Origin of the sequence: Microbacterium sp. 3J1 (genome assembly GCF_001049495.1) — a bacterium.
Taxonomy (GTDB): domain Bacteria; phylum Actinomycetota; class Actinomycetes; order Actinomycetales; family Microbacteriaceae; genus Microbacterium.
Genome location: NZ_CDWI01000011.1, coordinates 850,801 through 870,285, shown reverse-complemented (window position 1 = coordinate 870,285; position 19,485 = coordinate 850,801). Strand labels below are relative to the sequence as shown.

Annotated in this window: 20 protein-coding genes; 7 read left to right on the top strand and 13 right to left on the bottom strand. The window is 69.5% G+C overall.

All coding sequences use genetic code 11. The features are described from left to right. Nucleotides 1–435 precede the first annotated feature (435 nt). From BN2660_RS13215 to BN2660_RS13205, 3 genes are read left to right on the top strand one after another with little or no spacing between them, the layout of a single operon-like run. Nucleotides 436–714 carry a hypothetical protein gene (locus BN2660_RS13215; RefSeq protein ID WP_091232860.1) on the top strand — a complete coding sequence of 93 codons (279 nt, stop codon included), beginning with the start codon at nucleotides 436–438 and terminating at the stop codon, nucleotides 712–714. Between the two features lie 14 nt (nucleotides 715–728). Next, entirely contained in the window at nucleotides 729–1,817 is a 1,089-nt protein-coding gene (locus BN2660_RS13210) for a GNAT family N-acetyltransferase (RefSeq protein ID WP_091232857.1), read from the top strand. Beyond that, nucleotides 1,814–2,893: a GNAT family N-acetyltransferase gene (locus BN2660_RS13205; RefSeq protein WP_091232854.1), complete on the top strand. Its 1,080-nt coding sequence runs from the start codon at nucleotides 1,814–1,816 to the stop codon at nucleotides 2,891–2,893. The genes BN2660_RS13210 and BN2660_RS13205 overlap by 4 nt, the downstream gene beginning before the upstream one ends. A gap of 94 nt (nucleotides 2,894–2,987) precedes the next feature. Here BN2660_RS13205 and mutM read toward each other — a convergent pair whose 3' ends face one another. The 6 genes from mutM to BN2660_RS13175 all read right to left on the bottom strand — a co-directional run bounded on the left by mutM (nucleotide 2,988) and on the right by BN2660_RS13175 (nucleotide 8,105). Continuing rightward, complete coding sequence (gene mutM, locus BN2660_RS13200; RefSeq protein ID WP_091232852.1) at nucleotides 2,988–3,851, bottom strand: bifunctional DNA-formamidopyrimidine glycosylase/DNA-(apurinic or apyrimidinic site) lyase; 864 nt, start codon at nucleotides 3,849–3,851, stop codon at nucleotides 2,988–2,990. After that, nucleotides 3,844–4,536 carry a ribonuclease III gene (gene rnc / locus BN2660_RS13195; protein ID WP_091232849.1) on the bottom strand — a complete coding sequence of 231 codons (693 nt, stop codon included), beginning with the start codon at nucleotides 4,534–4,536 and terminating at the stop codon, nucleotides 3,844–3,846. The genes mutM and rnc overlap by 8 nt, the downstream gene beginning before the upstream one ends. A gap of 13 nt (nucleotides 4,537–4,549) precedes the next feature. Then, nucleotides 4,550–4,759, bottom strand: a complete 210-nt coding sequence (gene rpmF, locus BN2660_RS13190; RefSeq protein WP_050721097.1) for a 50S ribosomal protein L32 — start codon at nucleotides 4,757–4,759, stop codon at nucleotides 4,550–4,552. 2 nt (nucleotides 4,760–4,761) lie between these two features. Next, the gene (locus tag BN2660_RS13185) at nucleotides 4,762–5,310 is read right to left on the bottom strand and encodes a YceD family protein (RefSeq protein ID WP_255305186.1); all 549 of its coding nucleotides are present in this window, start codon (nucleotides 5,308–5,310) and stop codon (nucleotides 4,762–4,764) included. A 92-nt stretch (nucleotides 5,311–5,402) separates the two neighbouring features. Beyond that, nucleotides 5,403–5,900 carry a pantetheine-phosphate adenylyltransferase gene (coaD, locus tag BN2660_RS13180; RefSeq protein ID WP_091232846.1) on the bottom strand — a complete coding sequence of 166 codons (498 nt, stop codon included), beginning with the start codon at nucleotides 5,898–5,900 and terminating at the stop codon, nucleotides 5,403–5,405. A 30-nt stretch (nucleotides 5,901–5,930) separates the two neighbouring features. Next, nucleotides 5,931–8,105: an ATP-dependent DNA helicase RecG gene (locus BN2660_RS13175; RefSeq protein ID WP_091232841.1), complete on the bottom strand. Its 2,175-nt coding sequence runs from the start codon at nucleotides 8,103–8,105 to the stop codon at nucleotides 5,931–5,933. Between the two features lie 63 nt (nucleotides 8,106–8,168). On the opposite strand from BN2660_RS13175, the gene rsmD reads away from it, so the two are divergent. Then, on the top strand, nucleotides 8,169–8,741 hold the full coding sequence (rsmD, locus tag BN2660_RS13170; RefSeq protein ID WP_091232836.1) for a 16S rRNA (guanine(966)-N(2))-methyltransferase RsmD: 573 nt from the start codon (nucleotides 8,169–8,171) through the stop codon (nucleotides 8,739–8,741). A gap of 8 nt (nucleotides 8,742–8,749) precedes the next feature. On the opposite strand, the gene thiL is transcribed toward rsmD, so the two are convergent. Next, complete coding sequence (gene thiL / locus BN2660_RS13165; RefSeq protein WP_091232833.1) at nucleotides 8,750–9,745, bottom strand: thiamine-phosphate kinase; 996 nt, start codon at nucleotides 9,743–9,745, stop codon at nucleotides 8,750–8,752. A 23-nt stretch (nucleotides 9,746–9,768) separates the two neighbouring features. Here thiL and BN2660_RS13160 point away from each other — a divergent pair, with 23 nt between their 5' ends. Next, nucleotides 9,769–10,272 carry a DUF3515 family protein gene (locus BN2660_RS13160; RefSeq protein ID WP_091232831.1) on the top strand — a complete coding sequence of 168 codons (504 nt, stop codon included), beginning with the start codon at nucleotides 9,769–9,771 and terminating at the stop codon, nucleotides 10,270–10,272. Between the two features lie 49 nt (nucleotides 10,273–10,321). On the opposite strand, the gene BN2660_RS13155 is transcribed toward BN2660_RS13160, so the two are convergent. The 6 genes from BN2660_RS13155 to leuC all read right to left on the bottom strand — a co-directional run bounded on the left by BN2660_RS13155 (nucleotide 10,322) and on the right by leuC (nucleotide 16,675). Next, nucleotides 10,322–11,404, bottom strand: a complete 1,083-nt coding sequence (locus BN2660_RS13155; protein WP_091232828.1) for a D-alanine--D-alanine ligase family protein — start codon at nucleotides 11,402–11,404, stop codon at nucleotides 10,322–10,324. Continuing rightward, nucleotides 11,310–12,443: an NAD(P)H-dependent glycerol-3-phosphate dehydrogenase gene (locus tag BN2660_RS13150; RefSeq protein ID WP_091232825.1), complete on the bottom strand. Its 1,134-nt coding sequence runs from the start codon at nucleotides 12,441–12,443 to the stop codon at nucleotides 11,310–11,312. The genes BN2660_RS13155 and BN2660_RS13150 overlap by 95 nt, the downstream gene beginning before the upstream one ends. Next, complete coding sequence (locus BN2660_RS13145; protein WP_091233677.1) at nucleotides 12,433–13,188, bottom strand: lysophospholipid acyltransferase family protein; 756 nt, start codon at nucleotides 13,186–13,188, stop codon at nucleotides 12,433–12,435. Before BN2660_RS13145 ends, BN2660_RS13150 begins: the two co-directional genes overlap by 11 nt. A 5-nt stretch (nucleotides 13,189–13,193) precedes the next feature. Continuing rightward, on the bottom strand, nucleotides 13,194–14,561 hold the full coding sequence (gene murA / locus BN2660_RS13140) for a UDP-N-acetylglucosamine 1-carboxyvinyltransferase (RefSeq protein WP_091232823.1): 1,368 nt from the start codon (nucleotides 14,559–14,561) through the stop codon (nucleotides 13,194–13,196). Between the two features lie 63 nt (nucleotides 14,562–14,624). Continuing rightward, nucleotides 14,625–15,221, bottom strand: a complete 597-nt coding sequence (leuD, locus tag BN2660_RS13135; protein WP_091232820.1) for a 3-isopropylmalate dehydratase small subunit — start codon at nucleotides 15,219–15,221, stop codon at nucleotides 14,625–14,627. Nucleotides 15,222–15,223: 2 nt separating this feature from the next. Continuing rightward, a complete protein-coding gene (gene leuC, locus BN2660_RS13130) occupies nucleotides 15,224–16,675 on the bottom strand; it encodes a 3-isopropylmalate dehydratase large subunit (protein ID WP_091232817.1) in 1,452 nt (483 codons plus the stop codon). Nucleotides 16,676–16,861: 186 nt separating this feature from the next. On the opposite strand from leuC, the gene BN2660_RS13125 reads away from it, so the two are divergent. Together BN2660_RS13125 and BN2660_RS13120 are read left to right on the top strand one after the other, a co-directional pair. Beyond that, complete coding sequence (locus BN2660_RS13125; protein ID WP_091232814.1) at nucleotides 16,862–18,157, top strand: O-acetylhomoserine aminocarboxypropyltransferase/cysteine synthase family protein; 1,296 nt, start codon at nucleotides 16,862–16,864, stop codon at nucleotides 18,155–18,157. Then, entirely contained in the window at nucleotides 18,154–19,467 is a 1,314-nt protein-coding gene (locus tag BN2660_RS13120) for an LLM class flavin-dependent oxidoreductase (protein ID WP_091232810.1), read from the top strand. Before BN2660_RS13125 ends, BN2660_RS13120 begins: the two co-directional genes overlap by 4 nt. The last annotated feature ends 18 nt before the right edge of the window (nucleotides 19,468–19,485 follow it).

Here is a 19,485-nt window from a genome sequence, read left to right as displayed (position 1 = left end):
GCCTCGAGAGAACCCGTCCGGCGTGCGACACGCCGAGCCGAACACCGGATGCTTGACGGACACGCCCGGGCTTCGCTACCGTAACCTCCGGATCGCCACACGAAAGGAGGTTACCGATGATGATCACTCAGAACGCACAGGCCACTGGCCTCGCCGCGCCATTCGCGCCGCGCCTTGCGTATTCGGTAACCGCCGGCGTCCGTCTCAGCGCGCTCGCATAGCGCCGCAGCCCGAGGACTCCGCCCTGTGAGGGCGCTCCTCCTCTGCGCCCTCTCGCGCCCCACCCTCTGATCCCTTCGGATCACGGATCTCCGTCGACCCCGGCGACTCGTCCACTCGTGACGCTCCGGGTTCGCCTCACTTCCGCTGCTCGTCCGGCGCCGTTCTGCGCCGTGCGACGGCTCGCTCCCGCACACCCTCACCGAAGGACACATCGTGAACACCACGTTGCACCACCACACCGTCCACCCTCCGGATACCGAGGACCCCACGGTCCTGCACATCCCCGCACCCGACGACCTGCGCCGCCTCGCCCTCGCCGATCGTCTCTCCCTCCGCATCGGCCTCTGGCTGCTCCAGAGGGCACAGCGTCCACGAAACGCGCGCCGCCTCGCTGCGGCCCCGATCGACCCGCTGTTCCTGGACCGTCTCCACGGCCCGAGCGACCCGAACCTGGCTCTGCTCACCCTCGACCTGCATCGCCAGCTGCGCTGACCCGGAGGCCATCGATGAGCATCCCCCTCACCACCGATGCCACGCTGCATCCGCTCGTGCTTCCCGCACGGGCGGATGCAGCCGACGCGGGCGAGTTCCGAGAACTCGCCCGCGTGCGCAACGCCGTCTACCGAGAACTCACCGGCCGCGCCGAGCAGGACCTCACTCCCGAAGCCCTTCTCCCGCTTCTCCGTTCGCGGAAAGAGCGCACCACCGTCGTCTGGGCCGTGCGGGTCGACGAAGAGATCGTCGGCCGTGCCGTCGTCGACATCCCGCTCGAGGACGGCTCACGGGTCGCCATCGCCTCGATCGAGATCCATCCCCACGTGTGGGGACGTGGAATCGGCTCGGCGATCCTGCCGCACATCGAGGCCGTCGTTCGCGACCACGGGCGGACGGTGATCCAGAACTGGACCGAGCAGCAGGCGGGCGATGGTGCGCGCCTGGAGGCGCGCACCGGGTACGGGAGCGTCCCCGACGATCACGTCGCACGTTTCCTCCGACGCCACGGCTTCACCCTGGAGCAGGTGTACCGCGTGAGCCGGCTCCCGGCGACGGACGAGAGCGTGCGACGCGCGCAGACGCTGCTCGACGACGCACGCACGTTCTCCGCGGACTACCGCGTGCTGCAGTGGATGATCCCGACACCTGCAGAGCACCTCGAGGGGTATGCGTGGCTGAAATCCCGCATGTCGACCGACGCACCGTCCGCAGACCTCGAGACCGATGAGGAGTTCTGGGATCCGCAGCGCGTGATCGATGCCGAGGCGCGGATCTCGGAGATGGGCCAGACGATGCAGGTGACAGTCGCGCATCACGTCGGCACCGGCGAGCTGGCCGCATTCACTGAACTCGGCATCGGCCCGGATCCGACCGCGACGACGCATCAGCACGACACCCTCGTGCTCAGGGAGCATCGTGGCCACCGGCTGGGCCAGCTCGTCAAGTGCGCCGCTCTCCTCGCCTGGAGGGAGGCGAACCCCGGATCACCGGAACTGATCACCTACAACGCCGAGGAGAACCGGCCCATGCTCTCCATCAACGAAGCGATGGGATTCGAACCCATCGCATACGAAGGCGCTTGGAAGAAGGAGCTGAGATGACCACCACCACCCTGACGATCTCACCGCTGAGAGTCCCGGCATCGCTGACCGACGACGACGGCGCTGAGTTCCGCGCCTACGGCGAGCTCAACCGCCTCATCTGCGATGAGGCGGTCGGCCTGCCGGAGATCGCCCCCGATGCCGCGCAGATGCTCGCCTCCTGGCAAGACGCGACCGACACCCTGCACACGGGGTTCGTCGCCCGTGAGCGCGGCGAGATCGTGGGCATGATCACCATCGACTATGCGCAGGAGGCGGACGCGCAGGCCGCGGAGATCGACCTCCTCGTACCGGAGCGCCATTGGGGAACCGGTGTCGAGGACGCGTTGCTCGACCTCGCGGAGAGCGAGGCACGGGCACATGGACGCTCCCTCATCCAGACCTGGACTCTGCACCGACCCGTTTCGTCCGGCGAGATGATCACGCCGCGGACCGGCTGGGGACGCATTCCCACGACTCCGCTGGCGGACGCGATCGCCGCGAGGGGCTACGTCTTCGAGCAGGTGGAGCGCAACAGCGAGTTCGACCTGCGCGCCGACCCCGCGCCACTGCGCGCCCTGCTCGCCGAGGCCGACGCAGCCGCAGGCGCCGACTACCGCCTTCTGCACTGGATGGCTCCGACGCCACGGGAGTTCCAGGACGGATATGCCGCGATCCTCGCTCGGCTGTCGACCGACGCGCCCAGCGGGGACATGGAGTTCGTCGCCGAGCACTGGGACGCCGACCGCGTCGTGCGACGGGAGAGGCGGCTCACCGGAGCCGGTCAGGCCCTGTCCGTGACGGCGGCGCAGCACCTGCCGAGTGGAGACCTCGTGGCGTACAACGAGCTGCTCATCGGCGCCGACCGCACCCGGACGACGCACCAGCTCGGCACGCTCGTCGCGCGTGACCATCGTGGCCATCGCCTGGGCGCGCTCGTGAAGGCCGCGAACCTGCTGCGCTGGCGCGATCTCATGCCACTCTCCCCTGCGGTCTCGACCTTCAACGCCGAGGAGAACCGTCCGATGCTCTCGATCAACGAGACGATCGGGTTCCGACCGGTGTCGTACGCCGGCGCGTGGCAGAAGCGGCTCTGAGGGTCACCCGCCCGATGCCGCCCGGCGGATGCCTGAGCATCCGCCGGGCCGATGCACGCGGCGGAGCGGGGATGACGAGGAGTGGGTCGAGGGGTCAGCGTCGACGCTGACAGCGAGGGCAGTAGTGGCTCGAGCGGTTCATGAAGGCCTCCCGCCGGATGGGTCCGCCACACCGCGGGCACGGCTGACCGCCGCGACCGTACGCGTTCAGCGAGTGCGCGAAATACCCCGCCTGACCGTTCACGTTCACGTACTGCGCATCGAAGCTGGTGCCACCCTCGGCCAGAGCTCGTGCGAGGACGGTGCGGATCTCGGCGAGAAGTCGCCCGGCGGCAGGGGCGGACAGTCTGTTCGCGGGCGTCTCGGGGTGGATGCGAGCCGCCCAGAGAGACTCGTCGGCGTAGATGTTGCCGACTCCGCTGATCACCTGCTGATCGAGCAGGACCCGCTTGATCGCGCTGCCCCGGCGGCGGAGGGCTGCGAAGAAGGACACATCGTCGAAGTGCGGGTCGACGGGGTCTCGCGCGATGTGGACGACCTGGGTGGGGATCGCCGTCGGCCCGTCGAGCACGAGTCCGACGACGGCGAGCGAGCCGAACGTGCGCTGATCGGCGAACACGATCGCAAGCTGGCCGTGCGAGGGATGCTCGATGTGGAGGCGGATGCGCTCGTGACGCTCGGCGGCCGCATCGGGAGGTCGCAGCAGCATCTGCCCGCTCATGCCGAGGTGAGCGATGAGCGCGGAGTCGCCGGTGTCGAGAGGGAGCCACAGGAACTTGCCGCGACGCGCTGCACCCGAGAAGGTCCGCCCCTCGAGGCGCCCGACGAAGTCCGCCGCCCCCGCGACGTGGCGGGTGAGTGCGCGCTCGTCGAAGACGCTCACTCCAGTGATGAGGGATCCGACCGCGGCGGGGGCCAGTCCTGCGCGGACGACCTCGACCTCGGGGAGCTCAGGCACGCTCGTTGATCAGGCGCCAGGCGCTGAGCGCCGCCGCCATCTCTGCGGTCTTCTTGCTGCTTCCGTTGCCGATCATCGTCACGTCGCCGACGACGACGGTCGCGGTGAAGCGGCGGTCGTGATCCGGCCCGCTCGCCTCCACGGAGTACTGCGGGGGTGTCGAACCCACACGGGCCGCGAGCTCCTGCAGGCTCGTCTTCGGATCCATCGCCGCGCCGTACCTCTCGGGGTCGGCCAGCAGAGGCTTCGTGAGTCGGAGCACCAGCTCCGTGGCCGCCTCAGGACCCGCCGACAGGTAGGTGGCGCCGATGACGGCCTCCATGGTGTCCGCGAGGATCGAATCCTTGTCCCGCCCGCCGGTCTGCTCCTCGCCTCGGCCCAGCAGCAGGTGACTGCCGAGGTCGATGCCGCGCGCGACCTCGGCGAGAGCCACGGTCGAGACGACGCTCGCGCGCCGCTTCGCCAGCTCGCCCTCGTCGAGATCCGGATGGGTGGTGAACAGCATGACCGTCACCGCCTGGCCGAGCACGGAGTCGCCGAGGAACTCCAGGCGCTCGTTGTGCGGGATGCCGCCGTGTTCGTAGGCGTAGGAACGGTGGGTGAGAGCCAACTCCAGAAGCTCCGCGTCGATATCGACGCGGAGCTTGGCTGGGAGAGGTCTCGTCCCCCGAGGGACCTCAGTCACGATGACTCGCGACTCAGACGTCTGCGACCTTGCGGCCCTTGTACTCGAGGAAGAGCTCGGTGCCCTGCGAGTCGGTGACGACCTTCGCCTGGTGAGGGCGGCTGTAGACGACCTTGCCGTTCTCGACGGTCTTGACGAGGGCAGGAGCTTCCGCCTTCCACTGCGCGCGGCGCGAGCGGGTGTTGGAACGGGATACCTTGCGCTTCGGGGGGTTACCAGCCATGACTAGCTCTCTTCTTTCTCGGCGGCGCGGCTCTCTGCCCCACCGTCCTGGTCTGTGATCTGCTGGAGCGCGCTCCACCGAGGATCGATGGGAGCGGCCTGCTCCGTTCCGGTGCTCTCGGTCAGCCTCTCGCCCGTCTTCGGGTCGAGCCCGGGGCAATCCGGCTGACACACCGGCTGAAAAGGAAGCGACAGTACGGCCGCATCCCTGACAAGAGTTTCAAGATCCACGTGGTCGTCTTGAACCTCGAAGTCAGTTTCTTCCTCACCAGGATACGCGAAAAGCTCCTGGAACTCGACTTCGACGGGCCGAGCGATGTCGATCAGGCATCTTCCGCACACGCCGGAGTACTCCGCATCGGCTGTTCCGGACACGAGAATGCCCTCGTGCACGGACTCGAGACGGACATCGACATCGAGGGTCGACCCTGCCTCGAACGTCACGATTCCCTCTCCCCAGGACTCGGCGAGAGTGACGGGGAAGACATGCTCGCGCATCTCTCCCGGCTTGCGGACGATGTCGCGGACGGGGAGGACGAAAGGACCATTCAGTCGGGAACGCACCAGACGATTCTATCCGCTCGAGAGGCTCTGGAGCTGGTTCCGACCTGAGTGCGGGCAGCCCGCGCGACCCACGCCGGGCCTCAGATCCCGCGTGACCCCGTGTCGAGGAATGCCGCCACGGCGGGCGGCACGAAGGGCGATACGTCGCCGCCGAGGCCCGCCACCTGACGCACCAGCGAGCTCGATACCAGCGCGTGGGAGGGGTCGGGCAGAAGGAACACGGTCTCGATGTCGGCGAGGTGCCTGTTGACGATCGCCATCGGCGTCTCGTACGCGACGTCGATCTGCGAGCGGATTCCCTTCACCAGGACGCCCGCCCCCACGTCACGCGCATAGTCGACGAGCAGCCCCATGCTCCAGGATCCGACGACGACGTTGCCGTCGACACCGTCCTCGGCGATCGACTGCTCGAGGAGCGCCATGCGCTGCGCGATCGGCAGCATCGCCTCCTTGCCGGGGTTGTGCACGACGAGCACGTGAAGCTCGTCGTACAGCCTGGCCGCCCGACGGATCACGTCGAGGTGACCCAGGGTCGGCGGATCGAAAGAACCCGGGACGACGGCGATCCGACTGCTCATGGCACCAGCCTAAAGCACACCGCGCAGCACTCAGTTCTTCGCGAGTGCAGCGCGATCCTCGTCGCTGACCCGTCGCTCGATCGCCGAACGGAGGCCGGGATTCGACCGCAGCAGCGGGTCGGCGGACAGTATGGCCTCGGCGAGCTCCCGCGCCCTCACGATGAGGTGCGAGTCCTTGACGACGCGGAGGAGCTTCAACGACGAGCGGACTCCGGCCTGGGCGGCGCCGAGCACGTCGCCTTCGCCGCGAAGATCGAGATCGACCTCCGCGAGGGCGAACCCGTCGAGCGTCGCAGCGACCGCCTCCACGCGCTCGCGCGCGACCGAACCCGCTTCGGCCTCGGTGACGAGCAGGCAGAGACCGGGCACGCCACCCCGGCCGACGCGACCTCGCAGCTGATGGAGCTGCGACACGCCGAACCGGTCGGCGTCGAGCACGATCATCGTCGACGCGTTGGGCACGTCGACGCCGACCTCGATGACGGTGGTGGCCAGCAGCAGGTCGATGTCCCCGCGGGCGAAGGATTGCATCACGGCATCCTTCTCATCCGACGGCATCCGCCCGTGCAGCACGGCGCGTCGCAGACCTCCCAGCGTCGGATGCGTCGCGAGAGCCTCGTCGAGCTGCACCACGCCCCAGCGGGGGCCGGAGGCGCCGTCCGGCTGCAGTGCGAGCTGCTCCCCCGCCTCAGCCGTCTTCTTCGTCGTATCGATCGCGGCGCACACCGCGAACACCTGTCTCCCCTGCGCGATCTCCTCCCCGGCTCGCTCCCACACCCTGTTGAACCAGCCGGGATGCTCGGCGAGCGGGGCGACGAACGACTCGATGCCCGCCCGACCCTTCGGCATGGTGCGAATGACGGACGTGTCGAGATCGCCGAACACCGTCATCGCGACCGTGCGCGGGATGGGGGTGGCCGTGAGCACGAGTGCGTGCGGGCTCGAGCCCTTGGCGCGGAGCGCTTCGCGCTGCTCGACCCCGAACCGGTGCTGCTCATCGACGACGACGAGGCCGAGATCGGCGAACGTGGTCTTCTCGCCGAGCAGGGCGTGCGTACCGACGACGATCAGCGACTGCCCGGATGCCACCCGCAGAGCGGCCTTGCGGCGCTCGGCGGCAGGGAGCTGCCCGGTGAGCAGAGTGGGCATCACGAGGGGCGCCAGCTGGGGGCCGAGCATCTTGGTGATCGAGCGCAGATGCTGGCCCGCCAGCACCTCGGTCGGCGCGATGAGCGCAGCCTGCCCACCCGACTCGGCCACCTGCAGCATGGCGCGGAGCGCCACCAGCGTCTTGCCGGATCCGACCTCTCCCTGCACGAGACGGTTCATCGGCCACGCCGCGACGAGGTCGGCCGCGACCTGCTCCCCCACCGTCTCCTGGTCCGGCGTGAGCGAGTACGGCAGCGCCGCGTCGAACCGTTCGAGCAGCCCGCCCGGAGACGCCGGGCGAGCAGTCGCCGACAGCGCGCGCACCGCGTCGCGCTGCTGCAGCAGCGCCGTCTGCAGGGTCAGCGCCTCGTGCATCCGCAACGTGCGGACCGCCGGATCTATGTCGTTGCGCGTCTTCGGTCGGTGGATCTGCTCCAGCGCCTCTCGGGCCGTCAGCAGTTCTTCCCGCGTGCGCACCTCGTCGGACAGCGGTTCCGGCACCGCGGACAGCCCGTCGAGCACGCGACCGACGAACTTCGCGATCTGCCACGTCTGCAGGCTCGCCGTCGCCGGGTAGATCGGGATGAGCACGGCCGCCCGAGCATCCGCGCGTCGGCGCGCGGCGTCCTCGTCATCGAAGAGCTCGTATTCCGGATGCGAGAACTGGGTCACTCCGTTGAACTCGCCGACCTTGCCCGAGAAGACCCCTCTCCGTCCGACGGCGAGCTCCTCGGTGCGCCACTTGGCGGCGCCCAGGTTCTTCGCGAAGAACGTGAGCGACATCTTGCCGATGCCGTCTCCGATGATCACCTCGGCCATCGCGCCCCGACGGTTGCGCATCGCCCTCGCGCTCGAGGACAGCACCTCGGCGACGATCGTCACGGTCTCGCCGACCGGCAGTTCCCGAATGGGTGTGAGCTCGCCGGGATCCGCGTACCGGCGCGGGTAGTGCGAGAGCAGATCGCCCACGATCTTCATCCCGAAGGCGCGGTCGAGGGTCTTCGCCGGCGTCGCACCGAGTGCCTCCTCGAGCGGCGAATCCAGCGTGAGCGACATGTTCCGAGTCTAGAAGGCGCCGCGGACACCGAGCAGCGGGGGCTGCTGTCGTATCGTGAACGGGTGACGAGGATCATCGCCGGCAAGGCGCGAGGAGCGCGGTTGGACGTACCGCATTCAGGGACCAGACCGACCAGCGACCGGGTGCGGGAGTCATTGTTCGGAGCCTTGGAGTCGTCGGACGCGATCCTCGGCGCACGGGTGCTCGATCTGTACGCGGGGTCCGGTGCCCTCGGCCTCGAGTCGCTCAGCCGTGGTGCCGCGGCAGCCGACCTCGTCGAGCAGGGTCGAAGTGCAGCGGCGGTCGTGCGGAAGAACGCGGCCGTCGTCGCCAAGGCCGGTGGGCTGAGTCCTGCACGAGTGCACGAGAGCACCGTGCGATCGTTCCTGCAGCGGGCGACCGGACCATACGACCTCGTGTTCTCCGACCCTCCGTACGACCTGTCCGACGATGCGATGACGGCCGACCTCGTCGCCCTCGCGCCGCTGCTCGCTCCCACGGCGCTCGTCGTCATCGAGCGGGCGAAGCGGTCGACGCCACCCGACCTCGCCGCCGCCGGGTTGGGGCTGATCCGGGAGAAGACCTACGGCGACACCACGCTGTGGTGGGCGGAACCGGCAGCCCCGGCAGCCTGACGCACGCCTCAGCCCGAGGCGGAATCCCAGTCGCGGTACGGATCCCATCCGGTCACATCCGCCGCGACGGCGTCGACGAGCACAGGGTCCGTCGAGCGCTCCTGCACGCGTCCGATCACCCGGAAGCCCGGGGCGAGGAGCCCCGGAGGGAACGTCGCGAGAAGCGCGTGGTCCTCGCCGCCGGCAAGCGCGCGTCGCGGTTCCGCACCCAGGGCTGCGCTGTCGAGCGCGAGGGTGACCCCCGAAGCATCCGCCAGTCGTGCGGCGTCGATGGCCAAGCCGTCGGAGATGTCCATCATCGCGGTCGCCCCGGCGGTGGCGGCGAAGGGGCCGAGGCCGATCGGCGGTGAGGGGCGCAGCTGCGCGGTCAGCGCGGCCCTCTCCCCCTCCGCGAGCAGCGCGGGATCCACCGCGACCGGCGCGTCCCCGTCACGGAAACGCCCGAAGAGTATCGCGAGTCCCCGCGCCGCGTGGCCGAGTTCTCCGGCGACCGCGACGACGTCGCCCGGACGCGCTCCGCCCCGAGTCACCGGTGTTCGTCCCTCGAGGTCGCCCAGCGCCGTGACGGCGACGGTGAGCACGTCAGAGACCGTGAGGTCTCCGCCCACGACCGCGCAGCCGGGGGCCAACGCGGCGCATGCGTCGCGGAAGCCGTCGGCGAGCCGCTCGATGAAGGAGAGGCGCAGGTCGCGCGGAACCGCCAGCGCGACGAGGAGCGCGGTCGGTCTGGCGCCCATGGCGGCGACGTCGGCGAGATTCACCGCCGCGGCCTTCCAGCCCAGGTCGTATCCGCTCGACCACGCGAGCCGGAAGTCCGGGCCGTGGACGAGCGTGTCCGTCGTGGCGACGACGGTTCCGGAGGGGGCGGCGATCACCGCGGCGTCGTCTCCCGGCCCGATCACCGTGTGGCTGGCGGGCGTGGTGCGCATCAGGATCGCCCGCAGGATCTCGCCCTCGGAGAGGTCACCGAGGGTCGGATCATCGTCGACGGGTCGGGAGGGCATGCTGTCAAAGGTAGCCTGGATGCATGCCCCGAACTCGCCGCCTCGCCATCGCCGCGGGCGTGCTGGCCGTGGTCGCCGCCCTCGCCGGCTGCTCGACCACCGTCCACCTCGAGCCCGCCGCCGACGCGAACGACCCGGCCTGCGCCGAGGTGTCCGTGCTCCTCCCCGACGCCGTCGGTGACCTCGATCGGGTGTGGACGGATGCGCAGGCCACCGGCGCATGGGGCGACCCCACCGTCGTACTGCGATGCGGCGTCGAGCCCCCCGCACCGTCCACCGAGGTGTGCACGACCATCGGCAACGTCGACTGGCTCGTCCTCGATCAGGAGGAGGATCGGCAGCGCCTCGTGACGTACGGCCGGGAGCCGGCGATCGAGGTGATCATCCGTCGCGGCGAGGAGATCGACTTCCGCACGGTCGTCGAGAGCCTCACGACCAGCATCCGAGCCGGGATGCAGCCCGCGACCGCGAGCTGCACCGACCGCGTGCCTGCCGAGGACTCGGAGAGCTCGTCGGACCAGGGCTGAGGGAACCGCGCAGACTCCGTCGGCTGCGCGGCCCCCGCCTCGGCACCGATCAGCGCCGAAGACCCGCCTCGATCAGCTCGGAGATCAGGTCGCCATAGCTGAGACCCGACGCGACCCAGCACTTGGGGAACATCGAGATCGGCGTGAACCCCGGCATCGTGTTGAGCTCGTTGACGACGATCCGGCCCGCCGGGGTGAGGAACATGTCCACGCGGGCGAGACCACGCCCGTCGACCGCCTCGAAGGCGCGGATGCCGGCCTCCTGGATCGCCGCGATCTCGGCATCCGACAGCTCGGCCGGGCACACGACGTCGACACCGTCACCGCCGAGGTACTTGCCCTCGAAGTCGTAGAACCCCCGCGAGGTGAGCACGATCTCGCCCGGGAGAGACGCCCGCACGCCGTCCGCGTTCTCGAGCACCGCCACCTCGATCTCGCGACCGGTGATGCCGGTCTCGATCAGGGCCTTGTCGTCCTCCGCGAACGCGATCGCGAGTGCCGCATCGAGCGCGTCGATGGACTCGACCTTGGACACGCCGACGCTGGAGCCGGCCCGAGCGGGCTTCACGAACAACGGCAGAGCGAGCGCCGCGGCTGCCACGCGGACCGCGGCGGGGTCCTGTGCCCACTGGCGCGCTCGCACCGTCACCCACGGTGCGACGTCGATCCCCGCCGCCTGCAGGGCGATCTTCATGAAGTGCTTGTCCATGCACAACGCGGAGTCCAGGACGCCACCGCCGGCATAAGGGAGCTCGAGGGTGTCGAAGTACCCCTGGATCGTGCCGTCCTCGCCGTGCGGGCCGTGCAGGATGGGGAGCACGACGTCGATCTCTCCGAGACCCTCCGTCGTCCCGTCGGACCGCACGACGCGGAGGGTGCGGTCGCCACCGGGCTCCGGCCACAGCACACGGGTGCCGTTGTCGGCGACCTCGGGCAGATGTGCCGCGTCGAGCGGGAACTTCGCGGGGTCGTCGTCCTCGAGGACGAACGCGCCCTCGCGGGTGATCCCGACCGGGATCACGTCGTAGCGACCGCGATCAATCGCGCCCAGCACCCCGCCCGCCGTTGCGGAACTGATCGAATGCTCGCTGGAGCGCCCGCCGAAGAGCACCACCACCGTCTGCTTGTCCATGGTTGGTCCTCTCACCCTGGGGGGTGTCGTCGTCCGTCGTCAGGTGGGGTGCGATGTCTCGCGGGTCCATCTTCCCGTCGAGCACCATCTTCACCTGCTCGACGATGGGCATGTACACCTCGGACTCGCGGGCGAGCTGCAGCACCGGCGCGACGGACGCGAGTCCCTCCGCCGTCTGCTGCATCTGCTTCACGACGTCCTGGAAGCTGTAGCCCTGGCCGAGCAGGCGCCCGGCCGTGTTGTTGCGGCTCAGCGGCGACTGGCATGTGGCGATCAGGTCACCGAGTCCTGCCAGTCCCTGCAGCGTCTCGGGATGGGCGCCGTTGGCAACCGCGAAGTCGGTCATCTCCACGAGGCCGCGGGTGATGATCGAGGCCTTCGTGTTCTCTCCGTAGCCGACGCCGTCGACGATCCCGATCGCCACGGCGATGAGGTTCTTCAGGACGCCGCCGAACTCGGTGCCGATCACGTCGGTGTTGACGAAGGTGCGGAAGTAGTCGTTGCGCGCGGCGCGTGCGACCTCCTCGGCGGTCTCCCGGCTCCGCGACGAGATGACGGCGGCGGTGGGCTGCTCACGGGCGATCTCGAGCGCGAGATTCGGTCCGGATGCCACGGCGATGCGATCGGGGTCGCACCGCAGCTCCTGCTCGATCACCTGGCTCATGCGCAGGCCGGATGTGCGCTCGACACCCTTCATCAGGCTGACGATCTTCGCGTCGCTGTCGGCGAGCAGCGGCCGGAGGGCCTTGAGATTCTCCCGCAGAGACTGGCTGGGTACCGAGAGGTAGACCTGGTCGACGTCGCGCATCGCGATCGCCAGCTCGTGGGTCGCCGTCATCGTCCGCGGCAGATTGATGCCCGGGAGGTATCGGGAGTTGCGCTTCGCCTCGTGGATCTCGTGGGCGAGCTCCGCGCGGCGCGCCCACATGGTGACCTGCGCACCCCCGTCTGCGAGGATCTTCCCGAAAGTGGTCCCCCAGCTTCCGGCTCCGACGACCGCGACGCGAGGGCCGGCGGCTGCCGTCCGTTTAGGAGTCAAGGCGACCCGTCTCCTTCTGTCCGTGCGACGAGGGGTTCCAGCGTTCTGCGGGTGCCTTCTCGTCGCGCAGGTCTTCGAGCAGCGCGGTGATCGCGTTCATGAGCCGGTCCGTCGCCTCGTTCAACGCCGACGCCTCCGATGCACGGGCGCGGAGGTCCGAGACGTCGACGGGGTCGCCGATCACGACCTCGACCCGCTTGCGCAGCGGCCAGAGGCTCAGCCCCTTCTGGTAGCGGCCCATGATCTCCTGGGTGCCCCAGTGGGCCATCGGGATCAGCGGGATGCCGTCGGCCAGCGCGAGCCGCACGGCGCCGGACTTGCCTCGCATCGGCCACATGTCCGGGTCGCGCGTGAGCGTGCCCTCGGGATAGACGATGACGCCACGACCGTGCTCGACGAGCTCCTCCGACTGCTTCAGCGTCTGCTTCGCGGCGGCCGCCGACGACGACCGGGCGACCGGCACCATGCCCGTCGCCCGCAGGATCGCCCCGAGCACGGGCAGGCGGAACAGGCTCTCCTTCGCCATGAACCGCGGCGCTCGTCCGGTCCGCCACACCGCGACGGCGACGATCAGCGGATCGAACTCCGAGTAGTGATTGGGGGCCAGCACGAACGCGCCGTCACGGGGCAGCTTCTCGCCGCCCGAGATGCGGATCTTCGCCAGCAGCGAGATCAGGGGCACGGCGATCGCAGCGAGCGGCCAGAACAGGCTCGGCCGCGTGGTCTCCGGAGACCGGGAACCCATCGCCGTCACCCGAGGACGTCGAAGTCGGCGCCGACGGCGTCGAGCTTGGCGAGGAACTTCTCGTATCCGCGGCTGAGGATGTCGACGCCCGAGACCTTCGACTCCCCCTCCGCCGTCAGAGCGGCGATGACGTGACTGTAACCGCCGCGCAGGTCGGGCACGACGATGTCCGCACCGTGCAGAGGCGTCGGACCGGTGATGACGGCTGCCTGCTCGAGGTCCCGGCGGGGAACGCGTCGCGGGCCGTCCTGCAGACCGCGCGGGTGCACGACGATGTCGGCGCCCATCTTGACCAGAGCCTCGGTGAAGCCCATGCGGTTCTCGTACACGGTCTCGTGGACCACCGAGCGTCCGTGCGCCTGGGTCAGCGCCACGACGAGCGGCTGCTGCCAGTCGGTCATGAATCCCGGGTGCACGTCGGTCTCCACGACGACGGGCTTGAGCTCGCCCTCGCGGCGGAAGAGGATGCCGTCCTCCTGGATGTCGAACCAGCCACCGGCCTTGCGGAAGACGTTGAGGAACGTGAGCATCTCCTGCTGCTTCGCTCCGCCGACGAAGATCTCGCCGTCCGTCGCGAGCGCGGCCGAGGCCCAGGAAGCGGCCTCGTTGCGGTCGAAGATCGAACGGTGGTCGTATCCCCGGAGCTTCTCGACGCCCTCGATCAGGATGACCCGGTTCGGCTCGTAGGAGATGATCGCGCCCATCTTCTGCAGCACCGCGATGAGATCCATGATCTCCGGCTCGATGGCGGCGTTGCGGAGCTCGGTCGTCCCCTCGGCCCGCACCGCGGTGAGCAGGACCTGCTCGGTGGCTCCGACGCTCGGGTACGGCAGGTGGATCTTCGCTCCGTGCAGGCGGGCGCCGCCCGTGGAGAGCCGGATGCCGCTGGGCAGCTTCTCGACGATCGCGCCGAACTTGCGCAGCGCGTCGAGGTGGAAGTCGATCGGGCGGTCGCCGATACGGCATCCGCCGAGGTCGGGGATGAACGCCTGCCCGAGTCGGTGCAGCAGAGGACCGCAGAAGAGGATCGGGATGCGGGAGGCGCCCGCGTGCGCGTCGATCTCCTCGAAGTGCGCCGACTCGACCCCGCTGGGGTCGAACACGAGGGAGCCGGGTTCGTCGCCCGAGGCGACCTGCACGCCGTGGACCTCCAGGAGCGATCGCACCACGGCGACGTCGCTGAGATCCGGCACGTCGCGGAGGGTGCTGGCGGTCTCGCCGAGAAGCGTCGCCACCATCGCCTTGGTCGCGAGGTTCTTCGCTCCCTTGACGTCCACCCGCCCGCGAAGCGGGCGTCCACCGCGAATGGCGAGGACGTCTCCGGTGAGAGGGGGAACTCCGTCCGGAAGAGCGTCGCGCACAGGTGTCGTCATTCGGGCCTCACTTCATTCAACGGAATTCGGGGCGGGTCGCCCTCTGCTCCCCCGCCCCACCGTTCACTGAACGGGAAGGGTTCGGGGCCGCCACGACTCGCGACGGGCCTCGAACTGCGCGATCTTGTCTTCATTGCGCAGCGTGAGCCCGATGTCATCGAGCCCTTCGAGGAGCCGCCATCTAGTGTAATCGTCGATACCGATGTCGGCCTGGACGTCAGCGATCGAGGCGGTTCGCGCTTCGAGGTCCACCGTGATCCGCGCCCCGGGTTCCCGGTCGATCGCGGCCCAGATCCGCTCGAGGTCCTCTTCAGAGATCGTCGCGGCGAGGAGTCCCTGCTTGCCCGAGTTCCCTCGGAAGATGTCGGCGAAGCGCGGGCTGAGGACGACCTTGAAGCCGAAGTCGCGCAGCGCCCAGACGGCGTGCTCGCGGCTCGATCCGGTGCCGAAGTCCGGTCCGGCGACGAGCACGGACGCGCCCTGGAAGGCCTCCTGGTTGAGGACGAAGTCGGGCTGCTGCCGCCAGCCGTGGAACAGCGCGTCCTCGAAGCCCGTCTTCGTGACGCGCTTGAGGAACACCGCGGGGATGATCTGGTCCGTGTCGACGTTGGAGCGCTTGAGGGGCGCGGCGATGCCCGTGTGGGTGATGAACTTCTCCATGGTCAGACCTCCGCCATCTCGTTCAGGTCGCTCGGGCTCGAGAGCGTGCCGCGGATCGCGGTCGCCGCGGCGACGAGCGGCGAGACGAGGTGCGTCCGCCCGCCCTTGCCCTGGCGTCCCTCGAAGTTGCGGTTGGAGGTCGAGGCGCAGCGCTCCCCCGGCGCGAGCTGATCGGGGTTCATCCCGAGGCACATCGAGCATCCGGCGAAGCGCCACTCCGCCCCGAAATCCTTGATGACCCGGTCGAGGCCCTCGGCCTCAGCCTCGAGCCGCACCCGAGCCGAGCCGGGGACGACCATGACCCGCACGCCCTCCGCCTTCTTCTTGCCTTTGATGATCGAGGCGAACGCGCGCAGGTCCTCGATACGGCTGTTCGTGCAGGAGCCCATGAACACGGCGTCGACCGGCACCTCCTTGAGCGGGGTGCCCGGGGCGAGGTCCATGTACTCGAGCGCCCGCTCGGCGGCCGCGCGTTCGTTCGGGTCCGCGATCTCGGCCGGGTCCGGCACGGATGCCGAGAGCGAGCTGCCCTGTCCCGGGTTGGTCCCCCAGGTCACGAACGGCTCCAGCTGGTCGGCGTCGATGAACACCTCGGCGTCGAACACCGCACCGTCGTCGGTGGGCAGCGTGCGCCAGTAGGCGACCGCGTCGTCCCAGTCCTGGCCCTTCGGAGCGTGAGGACGCCCCTCGAGATAGGCGAACGTCGTCTCGTCCGGCGCCACCATGCCGGCACGCGCGCCGGCCTCGATCGACATGTTGCAGATCGTCATGCGGCCTTCCATCGACAGCGCTCTGATCGCGCTGCCGCGGTATTCCAGCACGTAGCCCTGCCCCCCGCCGGTGCCGATCTTGGCGATGACGGCAAGGATGATGTCCTTCGCGGTGACGCCGGCGCGCAGCGTGCCCTCGACGGTGATGGCCATCGTCTTGAACGGCTTGAGCGGCAGGGTCTGCGTGGCCATGACGTGCTCGACCTCGCTGGTGCCGATGCCGAACGCCATCGCGCCGAAGGCACCGTGGGTCGAGGTGTGCGAGTCGCCGCACACGACCGTGATGCCGGGCATGGTGAGGCCGAGCTGCGGTCCGACGACGTGGACGATGCCCTGCTCGGCGTCGCCGAGCGAGTGCAGCCGCACGCCGAAGTCCGCGGCGTTGCGGCGGAGGGTCTCGATCTGGGTGCGGCTCGTCAGGTCGGCGATCGGCTTGTCGATCTCCCACGTCGGCGTGTTGTGGTCCTCGGTCGCGATGGTGAGGTCGAGGCGACGCAGCGGCCGGTTCTCGGCCCGCAGACCGTCGAACGCCTGGGGGCTCGTCACCTCGTGCACCAGGTGGAGGTCGATGTAGAGCAGGTCGGGCTCGCCGTTCTCGCCCTTGACCACGAGGTGGTCGTCCCAGACCTTCTCTGCCAGGGTCCTGCTGCGTGCGGACGCAGAGTCTGCTGCGGGGGTGTTCATTGCGTTTCTCCTGAGGATGGCGGTTCGGCCCACGATGGACTCCGCGACGAGGAGGGGCTCAGAACGAGGTCTCGTCGCGGCCGCTAAGAAGGAGCACGGTCCGCATGACGTCAGGTTACCATCGCTTCCGCGGTCGGAGTCGCGGCGTGACACTCTTCTGTGACCCGAGCTCCGAGAGGCATCCAGATGACCGTCGACACCACCGGCTTCGCCACCAGGGCCGTGCACGCCGCCCGGAACCAAGGCGCCGCATCCTCTCGAGCGACACCGATCTACCTGACGGCCGGCTTCGAGTTCGACGACTTCGACCACGCCGCCGGACATTTCGGCACAGGCGCGGGCTTCGGGTACACGCGCACCGGCAATCCGACGGTGCACGCCGTCGAGCGCCAGCTCGCGGCACTCGAGTCGGGTGCGGACGCCGTGCTCGTGGCGAGCGGTCAGGCGGCCGTCGTCACCGCGCTCCTCACTGTCGCGGGCGCCGGCGACCACATCGTCTCGTCCACGCACATCTACGAGGGCAGCCGCGGCCTGTTCCTCGACAACCTCGCACGTCTCGGCATCGAGACGACGTTCGTCGACGACATCGGCGACGTCGACGCCTGGCGCGCCGCCATCCGTCCCAACACCCGCGCCCTCTTCGCCGAGTCGATCGCGAACGCGCGCAACGACATCCTCGACATCGCGGCGATCGGTGCGGTCGCCGATTCCTCAGCCATCCCGCTCATCGTCGACAACACACTGGCCACGCCGTTCCTGGTGCGGCCGCTCGAGCACGGAGCGGCGATCGTCGTCCATTCCGCGTCGAAGTTCCTCGCGGGTCACGGATCCGTGCTCGGAGGCGTCATCGTCGACGACGGCCGCTTCGACCCCATACGCGCCGGACACAACGCCCCGCACCTCGTGCTGCCCGGCCGAGGCGGGGTCGCGAGCGTCGCCGCGCGCCACGGTGGTCGTGCCCGCATCGCCTACGCGCGGGAATCCGTTGCACCCCGCTTCGGAGCGTCGCCCTCCCCGCTCAACGCCTTCCTCATCGGACAGGGCGCCGAGACGCTGGGCCTTCGCGTCGAGCGTCAGTCCCGCAACGCCCTCGCGGTCGCTCGCTGGCTCGCCGCCCACGACGCGGTCGAGAGCGTGGACTACGTCGGGCTCGAGACGCACCCCGACCACTCCCTCGCGACGAGGTACCTGCACGGCGGATACGGCTCGATCTTCACATTCACCCTGCGAGGTGGGATCGAGGCGGCCAGGCACTTCGTCGAGAGCGTCTCGGTGTTCACCCACATGACGCACATCGGCGACGTGCGGTCTCTCGTCCTGCATCCCGGCACGACCAGCCACGCGCATCGCACCGATGAGGAGCGCGACATCCTCGGAGTCTCGCCGGGGACCCTCCGCCTGTCGATCGGCATCGAAGACGTCGCCGATCTCATCGCCGACCTCGCTCGGGTGCTCGAGCCCGTGCGGGAGGCCGTCGCGTGACCGGGCTCCAGCATTTCGGATGGTTCCTCGCTCGCGGATTCGGACCCCAGGGCTGGGGCTACCCGTCGCTGGACTGGGACTACGACTGGACGAGGCCCGACATCTATCAGGAGGCGGCGCGCACGCTCGAACAGGCCGGCTTCGACCTGGTCATCATCGAGGACGCGCCCTCGCTCGGGTCCGCGGAGACCATCGACCTCAGGGTGCGCCACGCCTTCGGCGGGCCCAAGCACGACCCGCTGCTGCTGGCGCCCTACATGTTCCAGGCGACACGGCACCTGGGGGTCGTCCCGACGGTGAACCCCGCCGCGTACCTCCCCTACACCGCGGCGCGGCAGTTCTCATCTCTCCAGCATCTCAGCGGGCACCGGCTCGGCCTGAACGTCGTGACCGACACCGGGAGCGCCCGCCACTTCTCGGCCGAGCCGCAGCTGGGGCACGACGCCGCCTATGACCGGGCGGAGGAGTGGCTCGACGGCATCCGCTCGCTGTGGCGCAGCTGGGAGGACGGAGCGCTCGTCGCGGACCGCTCGACGGGAGTGTATGCCGACGGCTCCCGGCTCCGGGCCGTCCGACACCGCGGGGAGCACTTCGCGTTCGACGGTCCTCTCAATGCGATCCCCTTCGACGACGGCGAACCCGCGATCGTCTCCCCCGGCGGCTCCGGCCGCGGTCTGGGATTCGCCGGGGCGAACTCGGACGTGCAGCTCGCGCTCGCCCCGCTCGACGAGCAGTCGGTCCGCGGCTACCGCGCGCGGATCCACGACGCGGCCGTCGCGGCCGGACGATCCGCGCAGGACATCAAGATCCTGTTCGCGATCCAGCCCGTCATCACCGCGTCCGCTGAGGAGGCAGACCGCATCGTGGCGGCATCCGCAGACCCCGACGATGCGGTGCTCGTACAGATCGCACGCAAGCAGTCCAGCGACCTCGAGACCGACCTCACCGCCCTGGACCTCGACAGGCCCCTCGATCCGTCGATCTTCGGGACCCACGTCTCACGGGGCAGCATCCAGCGGCTGATCGGAGACCGCGGAGAGGGCGCACCGCTGCGAGCCCATCTCACCGCGCTCGCCCGCGCCGGTCGATTCACGGATCGCACGGGCTTCGTCGGCACCGCCGAGGAGTTCGCGGACCTCATCGAGGAGCTCGGGGACTGGGGCAACGACGGCGTGCTGCTGTGGGGCGATTTCCACCCCGTGACGCTGCACCGCACCCTGGACGAACTCGTGCCCGTCCTCCGACGCCGCGGCATCCTGCGCCGCGAGTACGCCGACGGCGGTCTCCAGGCGAACCTCCGGGCCTTCTGACCGATCCCTGCGGACCGG

What these genes read in the sequence shown, in the direction of transcription:
- BN2660_RS13210 (WP_091232857.1), top strand. Translation starts at nt 729, where the DNA reads ATGAGCATCCCCCTCACCACCGATGCCACGCTGCATCCGCTCGTGCTT.
- BN2660_RS13205 (WP_091232854.1), top strand. Translation starts at nt 1,814, where the DNA reads ATGACCACCACCACCCTGACGATCTCACCGCTGAGAGTCCCGGCATCG.
- rpmF (WP_050721097.1), bottom strand. Translation starts at nt 4,759, where the DNA reads ATGGCTGGTAACCCCCCGAAGCGCAAGGTATCCCGTTCCAACACCCGC.
- coaD (WP_091232846.1), bottom strand. Translation starts at nt 5,900, where the DNA reads ATGAGCAGTCGGATCGCCGTCGTCCCGGGTTCTTTCGATCCGCCGACC.
- BN2660_RS13175 (WP_091232841.1), bottom strand. Translation starts at nt 8,105, where the DNA reads ATGTCGCTCACGCTGGATTCGCCGCTCGAGGAGGCACTCGGTGCGACG.
- thiL (WP_091232833.1), bottom strand. Translation starts at nt 9,745, where the DNA reads ATGCCCTCCCGACCCGTCGACGATGATCCGACCCTCGGTGACCTCTCC.
- BN2660_RS13160 (WP_091232831.1), top strand. Translation starts at nt 9,769, where the DNA reads ATGCCCCGAACTCGCCGCCTCGCCATCGCCGCGGGCGTGCTGGCCGTG.
- BN2660_RS13155 (WP_091232828.1), bottom strand. Translation starts at nt 11,404, where the DNA reads ATGGACAAGCAGACGGTGGTGGTGCTCTTCGGCGGGCGCTCCAGCGAG.
- BN2660_RS13145 (WP_091233677.1), bottom strand. Translation starts at nt 13,188, where the DNA reads ATGGGTTCCCGGTCTCCGGAGACCACGCGGCCGAGCCTGTTCTGGCCG.
- murA (WP_091232823.1), bottom strand. Translation starts at nt 14,561, where the DNA reads ATGACGACACCTGTGCGCGACGCTCTTCCGGACGGAGTTCCCCCTCTC.
- leuD (WP_091232820.1), bottom strand. Translation starts at nt 15,221, where the DNA reads ATGGAGAAGTTCATCACCCACACGGGCATCGCCGCGCCCCTCAAGCGC.
- leuC (WP_091232817.1), bottom strand. Translation starts at nt 16,675, where the DNA reads ATGAACACCCCCGCAGCAGACTCTGCGTCCGCACGCAGCAGGACCCTG.
- BN2660_RS13125 (WP_091232814.1), top strand. Translation starts at nt 16,862, where the DNA reads ATGACCGTCGACACCACCGGCTTCGCCACCAGGGCCGTGCACGCCGCC.